The organism is Streptomyces glaucescens, assembly GCF_002154375.1.
In the GTDB taxonomy this organism is placed as follows: domain Bacteria; phylum Actinomycetota; class Actinomycetes; order Streptomycetales; family Streptomycetaceae; genus Streptomyces; species Streptomyces glaucescens.
Genome location: NZ_MUND01000088.1, coordinates 1 through 16,311 on the forward strand (window position 1 = coordinate 1; position 16,311 = coordinate 16,311).

The 16,311-nt window shown below is 72.7% G+C and carries 11 protein-coding genes; 8 read left to right on the plus strand and 3 right to left on the minus strand.

Annotated features, from left to right (window positions below; translation table 11 throughout):
- From CCN42_RS06655 to CCN42_RS06685, 7 genes are all read left to right on the plus strand, one after another.
- The coding region (locus tag CCN42_RS06655) for a serine/threonine-protein kinase (RefSeq protein ID WP_479688107.1) at window positions 1–1,130 on the plus strand (1,130 nt) is incomplete at its 5' end.
- A 180-nt stretch (window positions 1,131–1,310) separates the two neighbouring features.
- Window positions 1,311–2,876: a serine/threonine-protein kinase gene (locus CCN42_RS06660; RefSeq protein ID WP_086733708.1), complete on the plus strand. Its 1,566-nt coding sequence runs from the start codon at window positions 1,311–1,313 to the stop codon at window positions 2,874–2,876.
- Between the two features lie 116 nt (window positions 2,877–2,992).
- Window positions 2,993–4,045, plus strand: coding sequence for a serine/threonine-protein kinase (locus CCN42_RS06665; RefSeq protein WP_086733710.1), 1,053 nt, complete (start codon window positions 2,993–2,995; stop codon window positions 4,043–4,045).
- Between the two features lie 81 nt (window positions 4,046–4,126).
- Complete coding sequence (locus tag CCN42_RS06670) at window positions 4,127–5,947, plus strand: serine/threonine-protein kinase (protein ID WP_169731415.1); 1,821 nt, start codon at window positions 4,127–4,129, stop codon at window positions 5,945–5,947.
- Window positions 5,948–6,019: 72 nt separating this feature from the next.
- Window positions 6,020–7,798 (plus strand): serine/threonine-protein kinase, encoded by a 1,779-nt coding sequence (locus tag CCN42_RS06675; RefSeq protein ID WP_086733712.1) that lies wholly within the window; start codon window positions 6,020–6,022, stop codon window positions 7,796–7,798.
- 104 nt (window positions 7,799–7,902) lie between these two features.
- Window positions 7,903–9,522, plus strand: coding sequence for a succinic semialdehyde dehydrogenase (locus CCN42_RS06680; protein ID WP_086733714.1), 1,620 nt, complete (start codon window positions 7,903–7,905; stop codon window positions 9,520–9,522).
- 68 nt (window positions 9,523–9,590) lie between these two features.
- A complete protein-coding gene (locus CCN42_RS06685) occupies window positions 9,591–11,528 on the plus strand; it encodes a GMC family oxidoreductase N-terminal domain-containing protein (protein WP_086733716.1) in 1,938 nt (645 codons plus the stop codon).
- Between the two features lie 85 nt (window positions 11,529–11,613).
- Here the strand turns inward: CCN42_RS06685 and CCN42_RS06690 are convergent, their stop codons facing one another.
- Together CCN42_RS06690 and CCN42_RS06695 are read right to left on the minus strand one after the other, a co-directional pair.
- Window positions 11,614–12,654 carry an LPXTG cell wall anchor domain-containing protein gene (locus CCN42_RS06690; RefSeq protein ID WP_086733723.1) on the minus strand — a complete coding sequence of 347 codons (1,041 nt, stop codon included), beginning with the start codon at window positions 12,652–12,654 and terminating at the stop codon, window positions 11,614–11,616.
- A 753-nt stretch (window positions 12,655–13,407) separates the two neighbouring features.
- Window positions 13,408–13,695: a chorismate mutase gene (locus tag CCN42_RS06695; protein WP_086733718.1), complete on the minus strand. Its 288-nt coding sequence runs from the start codon at window positions 13,693–13,695 to the stop codon at window positions 13,408–13,410.
- 356 nt (window positions 13,696–14,051) lie between these two features.
- Between CCN42_RS06695 and guaA the strand changes: the two genes are divergently transcribed.
- Complete coding sequence (guaA, locus tag CCN42_RS06700; RefSeq protein WP_086170766.1) at window positions 14,052–15,632, plus strand: glutamine-hydrolyzing GMP synthase; 1,581 nt, start codon at window positions 14,052–14,054, stop codon at window positions 15,630–15,632.
- A 20-nt stretch (window positions 15,633–15,652) separates the two neighbouring features.
- Here the strand turns inward: guaA and CCN42_RS06705 are convergent, their stop codons facing one another.
- Window positions 15,653–16,132, minus strand: a complete 480-nt coding sequence (locus CCN42_RS06705) for a pyridoxamine 5'-phosphate oxidase family protein (RefSeq protein ID WP_086733720.1) — start codon at window positions 16,130–16,132, stop codon at window positions 15,653–15,655.
- Between the last annotated feature and the right edge of the window lie 179 nt (window positions 16,133–16,311).

Below are 16,311 nucleotides of genomic sequence, written 5' to 3' on the forward strand. Positions count from 1 at the left end.
CCGACCTGTGGGCGCTCGGCGCGCTGCTCTTCCGCGCGGTCCAGGGCCACGCCCCGTATCCCGAGGAATCGACGGCCGAGCTGGTGCAGCTGGTGTGCTCCGAGCCGCCCGCCTTCGCCGAGGAGTGCGGCCCGCTGCGCCCGGTGGTCGAGTCGCTGCTGCGGCAGGACCCCACCGAGCGGCTGGACTTCGAGGAGCTGCGCGGCTGGCTGCGCTCCCTGGTGCGCTCGGCACCCGAGCCGGAGGCCGGCGTGCACGTCGTCGCGGCGCCCCCCGCCGGCACCGGCCGGCTGCTCGTCGTACGCCGCCGGGGCGAGCTGGTGCGCAGGCGGCGCGCCGGTCTGCCCGTGCACCACGCGCGCCACAAGCGGGGCAAGGAGAAGAATCGTTCGCCACGCAGTCTCGGCCGTGCCCTGCTGCTGCTGGTGCTGCTCGGTCTGGGCGCGGCGATCGCGTACGCGATGATGTTCATGCCGAAGGCCGGGCAGACCGGCGGGGCGGACGGGACCGAGCGCACGGGTGCGGCCGGGCAGGTGAGCGAGGAGCCCGGCAGGACGGCCGACGCGAGCGGTGAGCCCGGCCCCGACGGGGGTGCTCCCGCCTCCGGTGAACCGTCCGCCAACGACCCGTCCGGATCGGCCGGTTCCACCCACACCCAGACCACCGGGCCGGAGGCCGCGGACGGCTTCGCGCTGCGCACCGACCAGGAGGGCTTCCGGGTCGCCGTCGCCGAGGGCTGGCAGCGCATCCCGAAGAACGGCAGCGGCCAGGTCGTGTACACCAAGGGGGACTTCGAGCTGATCGTCGTCCCCGGGCGGGACGCCGCCGACGAGTACGGTGACGACCCGATGGCGTACCAGCGCGAGCGCGAGCCGGAGTTGCGGCCGTACCGGGAGTCGACGTGGGCCAGCGCCACCGGCCTGAAGTCGATCCAGGTCGGCGGACGGACCATGGCCGAGGGGCAGTACACGTGGACCGGCGAGGACGGCGGCGAGCTGTTCGTGCGCAACCTCGCGATCCTCGTCGACGGCCGTTATCACGTGCTGCAACTGCGCGGCCCGGAGTCGGAGCGCGACGAGGTGACCCGGCTGTACGAACAGGCGGCGGCGACCTACCAGGTCACCGGCTGAACACCCGGCCGTGGACCGGTGTTGGCCCTGGTGTCACCGAGGTCGGCCGAACGGTTCCCGCCCGTCACCGAAAGCGACAACCGTCACAGTGCGGTCTCCGTGGCGTCCCCGCGGTTCCCCGATGGGGGACCGCTCCTTACGCTGACCCTGTCAAGAGCATTGCGGGGAAACGTGAATCAGATGCAGGGCCTGCTCCTCGGGGGCCGCTACCGGCTCGACGGCGCCATCGGCAGCGGCGGCATGGGCCGGGTGTGGCGCGCCCATGACGAGGTGCTGCACCGGTCCGTCGCCATCAAGGAGTTGACCGCGGCCCTCTACGTCTCCGAGAGCGACCGGGCCGTCCTGCTGGCCCGCACCCGCGCCGAGGCGCGCGCGGCGGCGCGGATCAACCACTCCGCGGTCGTCACCGTGCACGACGTGCTGGAACACGACGGCCGCCCCTGGATCGTGATGGAACTGGTCGAGGGCCGCTCGCTCGCCGACGCCGTCAAGGCGGACGGCCGGATCGAACCCGCCGAGGCCGCCCGGATCGGCCTGTGGGTGCTGCGCGCCCTGCGCGCCGCGCACACCGCCGGAGTCCTGCACCGCGACGTCAAACCCGGCAACGTCCTGCTCGCCCACGACAGCCGGGTGCTGCTCACCGACTTCGGCATCGCACAGATCGAGGGCGACACCACCATCACCCGCACCGGCGAGGTCGTCGGCTCGGTCGACTACCTCGCACCCGAGCGCATCCGCGGCCACGACCCCGGCCCCGCCTCCGACCTGTGGGCGCTCGGCGCGACGCTGTACACGGCCGTCGAGGGCACCTCGCCGTTCCGCCGCACCTCCCCCCTGTCCACCATGCAGGCGGTCGTCGAGGAGGAACTCCCCGAGCCCCGCCAGGCCGGACCGCTCACGCCCGTCATCGCCGCGCTGCTGCGCAAGGACCCCGCCGCCCGGCCCGACTCGGAGCAGGCCGAGCGGCTGCTCGCCGAGGCGGCCGAGGGACGCCGCCCGCAGGTCGCGGCGTACGCGGTGACCCGCCCCGTGGGTCCCCGCCCGGCGGTGGCCGACACGCGGGCCCACACCCGGCCGGACGCCACCGCGCCCGCCGTCCCCACGCCCCGGCGCCGCCGGCTGCGGACGGTGGCGCTGGTCGTCGCCTTCGCCGCGATCGTCGGCGGCGGCACCGCGGCGGCATGGCAGACCTGGGGCGGCGGCGCCCGGACCGGCACCTCCGCGTCCCCGCACCCCACCGACAGCGGCGGCGGCTCCACGGCGTCGCTGCCCGACGGCTGGGTCCGGGTCGACGACCCGGTGGGTTTCAGCCTCTCCCTGCCGGGCGATGACTGGGAGCGCAGTGTCTACGGCGACGACGGCCAGCTGACCCAGATCGACTACTCGCCCGACGGCGGAGTGCATCTGCTGCGCGTCGCCGTCGACCTCTCCCCGGACTTCGACAACGCCTACGACCATCAGGTCGACCTGGAGCAGCAGGTGCGGCGGCTCGCCGAGTACCGGCGGGTCGCGCTGGCGGACAAGGTGTACCGGGACCGTGAAGGCTCCCTGTGGGAGTACACCTGGACCGCGCTGGAGACGGACCCCGGCACGTATGCCGGCCCGCGCCGCGCCATCGACCTGATGTACCTCAGCCGCGACGGCGTCGAGTACGCGATCTACATGTCCGGACCGGCGGCCGACTGGGAGACGACCCGGCAGCGGTTCGACACGGTGCTGCGCGGCTGGCGGCCGGGCCACAGCTGACCGGCCGGCCGTGCCCCCGCCACCGTGACCGAACTCCGCTGACGGACCGTCGGTTGTCGGCCAACCTGCGTCTTTATCCCCGGAGGGGGTGGCTCCGGCTGGGGCATCATGGGCGCATGAGCACCGAGCGGACGGACGGCCGGGTGATCGCGGGGCGGTACCGGCTGGAGGCGTTGCTCGGACGCGGCGGCATGGGGCTCGTCTGGCGGGCCACGGACCAGCTGCTCCGGCGCCGGGTGGCGGTGAAGGAGATCGCCCAGGACGCCTCCCTCTCCCCGGAGGAGTCACGGCGCCAGTGCGACCGCATCCTGCGCGAGGCCCGCGCGGTCGCCCGGCTGAGCCATCCGCACGTCATCGTCGTGCACGACGTGGTGGTGCACGACGAACGCCCGTACATCGTCATGGAGTTGATCGACGGGGGCTCCCTCGCCGACCGGATCTCCGCCCAGGGACCCGTCGACGCGTACGAGGCCGCGCGGATCGGTGTGCATCTGCTCGGCGCGCTGCGCACCGCGCACGCGGCCGGAGTCCTGCACCGCGACCTCAAGCCGGCCAACGTGCTGATCGAGTCCGGCACGGGCCGCGTCGTCCTCACCGACTTCGGGGTCGCCCAGGTGCCGGGCGCCACCACGCTCACCGAGTCCGGCTCCTTCGTCGGCTCGCCCGAGTACACCGCGCCGGAGCGGATGTCCGGGGCCGGCACCGGACCGTCCTCCGACCTGTGGTCGCTGGGCGTCCTGCTGTGCACGGCGCTCAGCGGCCGGTCGCCGTTCCACCGGGACACCCTGGGCGGCATCCTGCACGCGGTGGTGGACGACGAGATCCGGCCGCCCGAGGAGGCGGCGCCGCTGCTGCCCGTCGTGGCGGGCTTGCTGGAGCGCGACCCGGAGCGACGGCTGGACGCGGCGCAGGCCGAGCGGATGCTGCGGGCGTTCCGGGAGACGGGGCGGGTGCCTCCGCCGCGCGGGACCGGGCGCACCCCGCGCGACCGGCTGGTGACCGCGCTGCTGGTCGCCGCGATGGCGGCGGCGGGGGTGTCGGCCGCCGCGCTGCTGATGACCGGCGGGGGCGGCGGCCGTGACCCGGCGCCCGGTCCGACGCCGAGTGTGACGGTGACGGCGACGGTCACCTCGTCGGTCTCCTCCAGTATCCGGGTGAACGGGAGATAAGCCGCACCGTGGGTCACGGCTCTGTGACCGCCCACCCTCCCCGGTGGATGCGTCAGTGCCTGGCGCGATATGCATGAACCCATGAGCAACAACGGGGGAGCCCGCCACGGGGCTGACGAGCCGACCAGCTTCGAGCTGCAACCGCCGCGACCGCCGCATCCGCAGCAGCCGTCCGTCGGCGTATCGCACCCGCAGCAGCCGTCCGTCGGAGTGTCGCACCCGCACCAGCCGTCCGCCGGCGTATCGCACCCGCACCAGCAGCAGCCGTCCGCCGGCCGTCAGCACCCGCACCCCGGCGCGCCGCACCCCGGCGTCCCGCACCCCGGCAATCCCTACGCGGAACCTGCCCCGGCAGGCCCGCAGCAGCAGCCGCAACACCCCGCCCAGCAGGCGCAGCAGTCCGCCCCCGAGCCCGGCACCGGGCGTCTGATCGCCGGCCGCTACCGCCTGCTGGCCAAACTGGGGCACGGCGGCATGGGCACGGTCTGGCGGGCCAAGGACGAGACGGTGGACCGCGAGGTCGCCGTGAAGGAGCCGCGCGTCCCGGACCACCTTCCCGAGCGGGAACGCGCCAACGCCTTCGAGCGGATGCGCCGCGAGGCGCGCGCCGCGGCCCGGCTGGACCACCCGGCGGTGGTGAACGTGCACGACGTGGCCGTGGTCGACGGCCGGCCGTGGATCGTGATGGAGCTGGTGCAGGGACGTTCCCTCGGTGACGTCCTGCGGGAGGGCACGCTGGGCGCGCGCGACGCGGCCCGCATCGGCCTGGAGGTGCTCGGCGCGCTGGAGGCCGCGCACGCAGCCGGCATCCTGCACCGCGACGTCAAGCCGGACAACGTCCTGCTCGGCCGGCACGACCGGGTCGTGCTCACCGACTTCGGAATCGCCCAGATCGAGGGCGAGACCAACCTGACCGACACCGGCGGCTTCGTCGGCTCGCCCGAGTACATCGCCCCGGAGCGGGTGCTCGGCCAGCGTCCCGGCCCGGCGGCGGACCTCTGGTCGCTCGGTGTGGTGCTGTACGCGGCGACCGAGGGCGTCTCCCCGTTCCGCCGCAGCAACACCCCGGCCACCCTCCAGTCCGTCCTCAACGCCACCCCGGCGCCGCCCGCCTCCGCGCAGGGCCCGCTCGCCGAGGTCATCAACGGCCTGCTGCGGAAGGACCCGGCGCACCGGCCGGGTGCCGCACAGGTCCGCGCCCTGCTGGAGGCGGCGGCGAACCCGCCGGCGCCCGCGCCGACGCAGGTCGTCACCGTCACCCGCGACTCCGGCCGCCGGGGCGGCGTACGGATCGGCCGCAAGACGCTGATCGGACTCGGCGCGGCGGTCGTCGCGGCGGCGGTGGCGGCGTATCTGGTGATCGCCGAGCCGTTCGCGGGGCCGCTGCCGGACGGCTGGAAGACCCACCAGGTGAAGGAGCTGGACGCCACGCTCGCCGTGCCGGAGGCCTACACCCGCACCCTGCCGGAGGAGACCGACGACGATCACTGGGTGACGTACTCGGACCCGAGTGACGCCATCTGGATCCACCTCCGACTCGACAGGAAGGCGGAGGACACGACCGGCGAGATCGCGGGCTCCGCCGAGGCGGAGATGTACGAGGACGAGGCCGGCTTCGAGGAGATCGGCGACTACGACGTCGACATGCCGAAGGGGCCCAGGACCGCACCGGTCGACGACGCCACGTTCAAGGGCCGTCCGGCGGCCGAGAACACGATCACCTACCTCACCGACGACACGGAGAATCCCCTGCACCGCGAGATGCGGATCCTCTACTACCGGACCAAGGGCGGCGACATGTACAAGCTCACCGTCAGCTACCCGGGCAAGGGCGACTTCACGGAGCGGGGACGTGAGGTGGCCAGGACGGCCATCGCGAACCTGGAGATCGACAGCCTCTGAGAGCCGCGTCGGCGTCAGGGCGGCGTGCGGGGCGGGCACGGGGAACAGCGCATGGGGCATGAGGCATGAGGCATGGGTGACGGTGACGGTGGCGGACAGCGGCCGCGCGCGCAGCGGGTGGTCGGCGGGCGCTACCGGCTGATCGAGCGGATCGGCTCCGGCGGGATGGGCACCGTCTGGCGGGCCCACGACGAACTGGTGGGCCGCGAGGTCGCCGTCAAACAGCCCCGCCTGCCCGGCGATCCCGAGGACGAGGTCCATCGCCGGGCCGCCCAGCGCCTGCGTCGCGAGGCCCGCGCCGCCGCCCGCGTCGACCACCCGTCCGCCGTCGCCGTCCACGACGTCGTCGAGGAGGACGGACTGCCGTGGATCGTCATGGAGCTGGTGCGCGGCGAGTCCCTGCACGAGGTGCTCCGGCGCGGGCCGCTGGAGCCCGCCGAGGCCGCCCGGATCGGCCTCGCGGTCCTCGGCGCGCTGCGCGCGGCGCACGCCGTCGGGATCGTGCACCGCGATGTGAAACCCGCCAACGTGCTGCTCGGCCGTCACGGCCGGGTCGTCCTCACCGACTTCGGCATCGCGCACGTCCAGGGCGAGGACTCCCTGACCGTCAGCGGGGAGTTCGTGGGTTCGCTGGAGTTCATCGCCCCCGAGCGGATGTCCGGCCGCGGCGCGGGCCCGTCCTCCGACCTGTGGTCCTTCGGCGTCCTGCTGTACGCCGCCGTGGAGGGCTGGTCGCCCTTCCGCCGTACGGCGCCGGCGGCGACGCTCGCCGCCATCCTGACCGTGGACCTGCCCGAGCCGCGGCGGGCCGGTGCCCTCGGCCCGCTGCTGGTCCGGCTGCTGGAGAAGGACCCCGCTCTGCGCCCGGACGCGGAGGAGACCGCGGCGGCGCTGCACGCGGCGGCGCTGGAGTCGGCGGCGCTGGAACCGGTGGCGCTGGAAGCGGCGGCGCGCCCGGCGGAGCCGGGACAGAGGGCGGGGGAGCGGCCCGAGGAACGGCAGGCCGAGCTGCCGGAGCTGAGGTGGCCGACGCTGTCGGAGGAGCCCGCACTCCAGGACGCCTCCGCGCTGGCGGAGTTCGGGGACGACGTCGGGACGATGCCGCTGGGGGCGGCTCCCGAACCGTTGGCCGTCGCAGGGACCGAGCCCGCCGGGGATCCCCGTGCCCGGCGCTCCCCGCACCGCCGCACCGTCCCCTTCGTTCCCCTCGCCCTCCTCGGCGGTCTCCTGGCGGGTGCCGTCTGGCTCGGCGTCTCGCTGTTCACCGGCCCGGACGGGGGAGCCGTCACGGACGACGCGAAGAGCACCACGACCGGCCGCTCGACCGCCTCCCCCGCACCGAAGCCCAGCCCCACCGGCGGGTCCGCTCTCGGGGGCTGGGTCCCCCATCCGGAGAAGGAGATGGGTGTGACGCTCGCCCTTCCTCCCGGCTACGAGGAGTTCGCCCGCCAGGGCAGTGCCGCCTTCCAGCCCCGTGTGGTGGAGTACGCCGCCGCCGACGGTCCCGTCCAAGTCCGCCTGACGAAGTGGGACAGAGCCCCTGGAACTCCGCTGAGCCAGGCGAAACAGCACGCGGCGACCTTCGAGTTCTTCGGCAACGCGACCACGCGGCACACCCCCACCCGCTTCAGGGGCTGGGACGCGGTGCGGTCCGACAGCACCTTCGGCGACGAGGGCCTGCGGAAGCGGGTCGTCGAACTGTTCGTCCGCACCGCCGACGGCGGGCTGTACGAGCTGCGTGTCGAGATGCCCGAGGGCGGGGCGGAGGAGAGGGAGGGCATGGCGGTGTTCACGGGCGCCCGCGACCGCCTCGACGTCGCGGCTTCGTCATCGGCCGCACAACGCTCCTGATCAGCACGTTTGTTGCCAGTGATCACTGGCGTCATGTGTGCGGTCGGTGAATCCGCGTTACCGACGGGTACACAAAGCGTGCGGCGCGGCATACCCTGCGGCTCATGACCGACGCGCAGGCTCTCGAGAAGGCCGCTACCGGCACCAACCCCGTCGCCCCCGCCCCGCCCGGCGTGCGCACCGCCGCCGACGTGGTCACGCCCGAGCTGGTGGCCCAGCTCACCAAGGGCGTGGTCGGCTCGGGACGGACCGCGAACCACACGCCGTTCACCGGCGAGAAGCTGGCCGACCTGCCCGAGTCGACGCCCGAGGACGTGGAGAAGGCGTTCCAGGCGGCCCGTGCCGCGCAGCCGGTCTGGGAGCGGACGCCGGTCCGGGACCGCGCCGCCGCCCTGCTCCGCTTCCACGACCTGCTGCTGGAGCGCCAGGCCGAGGTGCTGGACCTGATCCAGCTGGAGACCGGCAAGGCCCGGCTGCACGCCCACGAGGAGGTGCAGGCCGTCGCGGTCGCCGCCCGCCACTACGGCCGCAGGGCCGCCGCCTATCTGAAGCCCAAGCGGCACGCGGGCGCCGTACCGACGCTGACGAAGGTCGTCGAACTGCGCCACCCGCGCGGTGTGGTGGGCCAGATAGCCCCCTGGAACTACCCGCTGGAGCTGTCCGTCGGTGATGCGCTCCCCGCGTTCGTCGCGGGCAACGCGGTGGTGATGAAGCCGGACACGGAGACCTGCCTGACCGCCCTGTGGGCCCGTGACCTGCTCATCGAGGCGGGACTGCCGGCCGACGTCTTCCAGGTGGTCCTCGGCGAGGGCCCGGTGGTCGGCCCCGAGGTCGTCAAGCACGCCGACTACGTCTCGTTCACGGGCTCGACCCGCACCGGCCGCGAGGTCGCCCAGGGCGCCGCGGCCCGGCTGGTCGGCGTCTCCCTCGAACTCGGCGGCAAGAACGCCATGCTGGTCCTGGAGGACGCCGACATCGAGAAGGCGGCGGCGGGCGCGGTCCGCGCCTGCTTCTCCTCCGCCGGCCAGCTGTGCATCTCCATCGAGCGGCTGTACGTCCACGAGTCGATCGCCGACGCCTTCGCCGAGCGCTTCGCCGCCCGCACCAGGGCCATGCGGCTCGGCACGTCACTGGCGTACGGCGCCGACATGGGCTCCCTGGTCGGCGAACGCCAGCTGGAGACCGTCAAGCGGCATGTCGAGGACGCCGTGGCCAAGGGCGCGAAGGTACTGGCGGGCGGAGTGGCCCGCCCGGACGTCGGGCCGTACTTCTACGAGCCGACCATCCTCGACGGCGTGACCGAACCGATGACGGTGTGCACCGAGGAGACCTTCGGCCCCGTCGTCTCCCTCTACCGCTTCCGGACCGAGGACGAAGCGATCGAGCACGCCAACTCCACGCCGTACGGCCTGAACTCCTCGGTGTGGACGAAGGACGCCCGCCGCGGCCGGGCCGTCGCCGCCCGGCTGCGCACCGGCACGGTCAACGTCAACGAGGGCTACGCACCCGCCTACGGCAGCGCCCAGGCCCCGATGGGCGGCATGAAGGACTCCGGTCTGGGCCGCCGCCACGGCGCCGAGGGCATCCTCAAGTACACGGAGGCCCAGACGATCGCCCATCAGCGGCTGCTGCCGATGGCGCCGTCGCTGGGCATGGACGACGAACAGTACGCGGCCTTCATGAGCCGCAGCCTCCGCCTGATGAAGGCGTTCCGCTTCCGCTAGAGCCCGGCCACCGGGGCCCGGCCCGCCGCGCCGGGCCCCTCACCGGCAGTTCTCAACGAGGAGAGCACGTGCCATACGACTACGACGTCATCGTCGTCGGTTCCGGCTTCGGCGGATCCGTCACCGCCCTGCGCCTGACCGAGAAGGGCTACCGGGTCGGCGTCCTGGAAGCCGGCCGCCGCTTCACCCGCGACACCCTGCCGAAGAACTCGTGGGACCTGAGGAACTACCTCTGGGCGCCGAAGCTCGGCATGTACGGCATCCAGCGCATCCACCTGCTCGGGAATGTCATGGTCCTGGCAGGCGCGGGCGTGGGCGGCGGCTCCCTGAACTACGCCAACACCCTCTACGTCCCGCCGAAACCCTTCTTCGACGACCCCCAGTGGCGGCACATCACCGACTGGCAGGACGAGCTGGGGCCGTACTACGACCAGGCCAAACGCATGCTGGGCGTACGGATCAACCCCACGATGACCCCCTCCGACGTCCACCTCAAGGACGCGGCGCAGCGCATGGGTGTCGGCGACACCTTCCACCTCGCGCCCGTCGCGGTGTTCTTCGGCGACGGCAAGGACGCCGACGGCAGCGTGAAGGCGCGGCCCGGGGAAGAGGTCGCCGACCCGTACTTCGGCGGCGCCGGACCGGCCCGCAGGGCCTGCGCCGAGTGCGGCGAGTGCATGACCGGCTGCCGCCACGGCGCCAAGAACACCCTCAACGAGAACTACCTCCACCTCGCCGAGAAGGCGGGCGCGGTCGTCCACCCCATGACGACGGTCGTGTCCGTCACCGAGGACTCCCAGGGCGGCTACGCGGTCGCCACCCTGCCCACCGACAACAAGAAGAAGGGCAAGGGCCGCGTCTTCACGGCCGAGAAGGTGGTCCTCGCCGCCGGCACCTACGGCACCCAGACCCTGCTGCACCGGATGAAGGCCGGCGGCCGGCTGCCCCGCGTCTCCGACCGGCTCGGCATGCTCACCCGCACCAACTCCGAGGCCCTGGTCGGCGCCCAGACCACCGACCGGCGCTACCGCGAGGTCAGCGGCGGGCAGAAACCCGACTTCACCCGCGGCGTCGCCATCACGTCCTCCATCCACCCGGACGAGAACACCCACATCGAGCCGGTGCGCTACGGCAAGGGCTCCAACTCGATGGGCAGCCTGTCGATCGTCCAGGTCCCCTACGCCGAGGGCTCCTCCCGCGTCCTGGCCTGGCTGGGCCACGCCGTCCGCCATCCCGTGCTGGTCATGCGATCGCTGTCCAACCGCCGCTGGTCGGAGAAGACGATCATCGGCCTGGTGATGCAGTCGCTGGACAACTCCCTGACGACGTATCTGAAGCCGTCCGGCGTCGGCAAGGGCCTGCTCACCACCCGGCAGGGCCACGGCGCCCCCAACCCCAAGCAGATCAAGGCCGCCGCGGAGGGCGCCTCCGCACTCGCCGCATCCATCAACGGCTTCGCCGGGTCGAACATCGGCGAGCTGATGGGCACCCCGCTCACCGCGCACTTCCTCGGCGGCTGCCCGATCGGGGACTCCCCCGAGACCGGGGTCATCGACCCGTACCACCGGCTCTACGGCCACCCCGGCATCTCGGTCGTCGACGGCGCCGCAGTCTCCGCCAACCTCGGCGTCAACCCGTCGCTGACGATCACCGCCCAGGCCGAGCGGGCGATGTCGTACTGGCCGAACAAGGGCGAGGCCGACCCGCGGCCGGAGCCGGGAGCGGCGTACCGGCGGCTGACGCCGGTGGAGCCGCGGCGGCCGGCCGTGCCCGCGCACGCGTTCGGCGCCCTGCGGCTGCCCTTCCTCGGCATCCCGGCGGTGCCGCCGAAGAAGCAGGAAGCGGTGCCGGACGCGGTGCCGGAAGCCCTGGTGGAGCAGGAACTGCTGGGCAAGCAGGAGTTGCTGGTGGAGCCGGAAGTGGTGGCGGAGCCGGAAGTACTGGTGGAGCCGAAGGCGCCGGAGCCGCCGGTGGAGCCCGAGCCGCCGATGATGCAGGGGGTCTGAGCCCGGTCCGGGCCCGCCGGACATGAAGAGGGACCTGCGCCCCCCTCCGAGCGCAGGTCCCTCTTGGTCGGTACGGCCGGTGCGCCTACGCCCCGGCCTTCCTGCGGCGCACCGCGTACACCGCGCCCGCACCGGCCACGACGGCGAAACCGCCCACCAGGCCGATGACCGGCAGCACGGAGCTGGAACCGGTCTCGGCGAGGCTGCCGGTGGCCTGGACCGAGCTGACCTCGTCGAGTTCGGCCATGCCACCGGTCTGCGGCTTGGCGTCGCCCGGGTCCCCGGCGTCGGAGCCGGCGGCGAGGATGTCGAAGAAGTAGATCCAGCCGTTCGGGTCGTCGGCGATCCAGCAGCCCTCGTCGTCCGCGTACTGCGCGAAGCCGCCGGTCAGACCGAGCGCGTCGGGCACCTCGCCGCTGACGCTCAGCCGCATCTGGAACGAGACGGACCGGCCCGCGCCCAGCGAGAACGCCGGGAACGTGCCGCCCTCGCCACCGGTGTTCGCGATGGTCTTCCACGAGCCGCTGGCCTTGTCGCGCACCTGGACCGTGATCTCGCCGGAGTAGTCCTCCTCGTCCCAGCCGACCGCGGCGACGCCGATCAGCGGCACGATGTTCTCGATCTCCTCGTCCCCGCGGTTGGAGACGTCGAAGGAGAAGTCCTCCCAGCCGCTGCCCGCGACGACCGTCTCGGCCAGGCCGGACAGACCGCTGCGCAGCGTCTCGCTGAGGCCGACCGAGTCGTCGTCCGGGTCGGCGCACAGTTCGGGGTCCGTCGCGTCGGCGGACCGGCTCGCCGACGGCGAGGGGGAGGCCGACGGGGAACCGGACGGGGCCGGGGCCGTGGACTGCGCCAGCGGGTTGGAGGTCTGCGAGGCGGAGTCGGATCCGGTCGGCGCCGGGGCCGACTCGCTCGGCGCCCCGGTGACGGAGCCGCTCGGCGCGGGCGCGGTCTCGGTGGCCGAGGCGGAAGCCGTGGACGTCGGGGACCCGGACACCGTCTCCGTCGCGGACGCGGCCGGGGACGCGGTGTCCCCGGTGGCGAACGCGGCCGGCGCCGAGAGCAGCGCCAGCGGGGCCATCGCCGCCGTCGCGGCCGCTGCGGTCAGGGCGCGGCGAAGCTTCATGAAGACCTCGAGGTGTCCGGTGCCGCGGTGACGCGGCATGCGTGGGGCGGGCCGCGTGTGGGGCGCGGTGTGACCGTTGGTCGGCAGGTTTGATCGGTGAGTCCTGTGAATGGTTGTCCTCGGATTCACAGAATTCTTGTGTGGCCTGGGTCACATGTGGATGCCCGATGCTCGTGGGTGCACGGCGCCTGCCCGGATGCCTGCCCCGGCGAAGTGAAGGGCCCCGCGGGGACGGAGCCGCGGAGCCCTTCGTCGGCAGGCACCGGCGTCAGCGCAGTGCCGGTGCCTGGGAGGCGGCGCCGGGGGCGGGGGGCGCCGCACGTGTGCGGGGTGACGCGCGATCTGCGGAATCTCGCCTGATCCGGCGGCATCGGCGGTATCCGCGTGATCGGCGGTATCCAGGGAGCCCCGTGGGACAAAAGGCCCGGTCCGCTGGGGGACGGGTGGGACTGCCCAGTTCCCGCCGGCCGGCCCCGGGCGTCCCCGGAGCCGGCCGTTCTCTGGGTGACCGGGCTGCTGTCCCCTGCCGTCCGGTCACTTCCCTGGAGCGAGGTCCCACGACATACGGCATGATCCGTACGCCTCATCGCTCCAGCGAGCCACGCGTGGTTCTCTTCGGGCCCGCCCCTGGCTGGCACGGACACCGGGACCAACGAAGCGATCCGCGTGCGGTCACGCGCCGTACAGGTGAGAGCCGATGCGCACGTACGTACACGGAACGCGGATCCAGGCGGCCGAGCCGGCAGCGTCGCGTCAGATCTTGCCCCGGCACAGCTCCAGCAGCGTCATCGCGAGGGCCGTGCCCGGCTTGCCGAGGGCGTCCCGGTAGTGGCCGAGCACCTCCATCTCGCGGGAGAGGTTGACCCGCCGGCCCCCGGAGTGGATCCGCGCCTGCTGGATGACGGCCGAGACGGCCATCCGTTCCTGGATCAGACCGATGATCCGGTCGTCCAGGGCGTCGATGCGCTCACGGGCGCCGGTGATCACATCGGCGGCCTCGGTGGTGCGCGCGCCGGTCTTCTCCGCTGCGGTCGCGGTCATGTGGGGCTCCTCATCACGGTGGGTGGCGGTGGGATGCGGTGCCCCGGAGACGACAGGAACCGGAGAAACGACAGGCGCCCCGGACCTTGTCGGCCCGGGGCGCCTGGGAAGTCGCTTGTCAGTTGCTCAAGCAGCACGACCATGGCAGCCGGCGGGCCGGTCGCCATAGGTAAAGAGGAAGGTCGGGTGCGTGAGCATGGCGCCCAGTATGCACGTGCGGCGGCGCGCTTCCAAGCGGCGTTCGTCACACCCGCCCGCCCGCGGTCGTGATCGGAGCATGCGACGGAGCGTCGTCCACGGCCGTCTCGGTAGAATCGACAAGCACAAGGACCAGCCCAACCGCCGGAAGGCACCCCGTGTCATCAGCGACTCCCGCTGCCGCCGCCCCCGACACCGTTCTGGTCGTCGACTTCGGTGCGCAGTACGCCCAGCTCATCGCCCGTCGAGTCCGCGAGGCCCGGGTCTACAGCGAGATCGTCCCGAGCACCATGCCCGTCGACGAGATCCTCGCCAAGAACCCGGCGGCGATCATCCTCTCCGGCGGCCCGTCGTCGGTGTACGAGGAGGGCGCTCCGCGGCTCGACCGTCAGATCTTCGAGTCCGGTGTCCCCGTCTTCGGTATGTGCTACGGCTTCCAGCTGATGGCGCAGACCCTCGGCGGCACCGTCGACAACACCGGCGCCCGTGAGTACGGCCGCACCGGCCTGCACGTCTCCCGCTCGTCCTCCACCCTCTTCGAGGGCACCCCGGAGGAGCAGGCGGTGTGGATGTCGCACGGTGACGCCTGCTCCGCCGCCCCCGACGGCTTCACCGTCACGGCCTCCACGGACGTCGTCCCGGTCGCCGCCTTCGAGAACGACGAGAAGAAGCTCTACGGCGTCCAGTACCACCCCGAGGTCATGCACTCCACGCACGGCCAGCAGGTCCTGGAGCACTTCCTGTACCGCGGCGCCGGCCTGAAGCCGAACTGGACGACCGGCAACGTCATCGAGGAGCAGGTCGAGGCGATCCGCGAGCTGGTCGGCGACAAGCGCGCGATCTGCGGCCTGTCCGGCGGCGTCGACTCCGCGGTGGCCGCCGCCCTGGTCCAGAAGGCCATCGGCTCCCAGCTGACCTGCGTCTACGTCGACCACGGTCTGATGCGCAAGGGCGAGACCGAGCAGGTCGAGAAGGACTTCGTGGCCGCGACCGGCGTCCAGCTGAAGGTCGTCGACGCCGAGGAGCGGTTCCTGAAGGCGCTCGCCGGGGTCACCGACCCCGAGGAGAAGCGGAAGATCATCGGCCGCGAGTTCATCCGCGTCTTCGAGCAGGCGCAGGCCGAGATCATCGCCGACGAGGGCCCGGCCGTCGAGTTCCTGGTCCAGGGCACCCTGTACCCGGACGTCGTCGAGTCCGGCGGCGGCACCGGCACCGCCAACATCAAGTCCCACCACAACGTCGGCGGCCTGCCCGAGGACCTCGAGTTCAAGCTGATCGAGCCGCTGCGCAAGCTGTTCAAGGACGAGGTCCGGATGGTCGGCCAGGAGCTGGGCCTGCCGGACGAGATCGTCCAGCGCCAGCCCTTCCCGGGCCCCGGTCTCGGCATCCGGATCGTCGGCGAGGTCACCAAGGAGCGGCTGGACCTGCTCCGCGAGGCCGACGCCATCGCCCGCGAGGAGCTGACCGCGGCCGGCCTGGACCGCGACATCTGGCAGTGCCCGGTGGTCCTGCTCGCGGACGTCCGCTCCGTCGGCGTCCAGGGTGACGGCCGCACCTACGGCCACCCGATCGTCCTGCGCCCGGTCTCCTCCGAGGACGCCATGACCGCCGACTGGTCGCGGCTGCCGTACGACGTCCTCGCGAAGATCTCCACCCGGATCACCAACGAGGTCCGGGACGTCAACCGGGTCGTCCTCGACGTCACCTCCAAGCCGCCGGGGACGATCGAGTGGGAGTGACTCCCGCGTGCGTCTGACCCCTACGTGCGCTTGATCGTGCGCAGGGGAGCGCCGGGCTTCCAGACCTGGAGGACGAGGTACTTGTCGTCCTCCACGTAGGTCCGTGTGACCTCCGTCAGCTCGGTGCGGAAGAGGTGGAACTGCTCCGGCGGTTCCACCTCTTTCGTGTACGCGGCCTTCACCTCCGGGTCCGTCACCTCGAACGCCCGCCCGCTGACGCGGACGTCACCGCCGCCCATCCCGGTGCCCTCGCCGGGGTTCGCCTGGAGCGCGAACCGCGGATCGCGGCGCAGGTCCAGCGCCTTCAGCGAGTTCGGCATCATCCCGAGCCACAGCTCACCGTCGAGGAAGCGCACCTCCAGACCCGTGGTCCGGGGCGACCCGTCCCTCCGGAGCGTCGCGAGGATGTGATGGGTGAACGCGCCGAAGCGCCCCTCGACGGTCTTCGCGAGTTCGGGCTCGGCACGGGAGAAGGCTCCCCAGTTCTCGATTCCTGCCATACGACGAGTGTGGCGTCGAAAACCGACATCTTCTGTCCGGTTTCCCCTGCGAGTCGCGCGTGTCGGACAGGGCCTGGCCACCGGCGCTGACCGACGGTAACTTCCGCCCCGTACCGCAACCCGGCAACCACCCAGCGCTGGAGGACGTATGCACGGGACGCCCCGGCCCACTCCGCCCC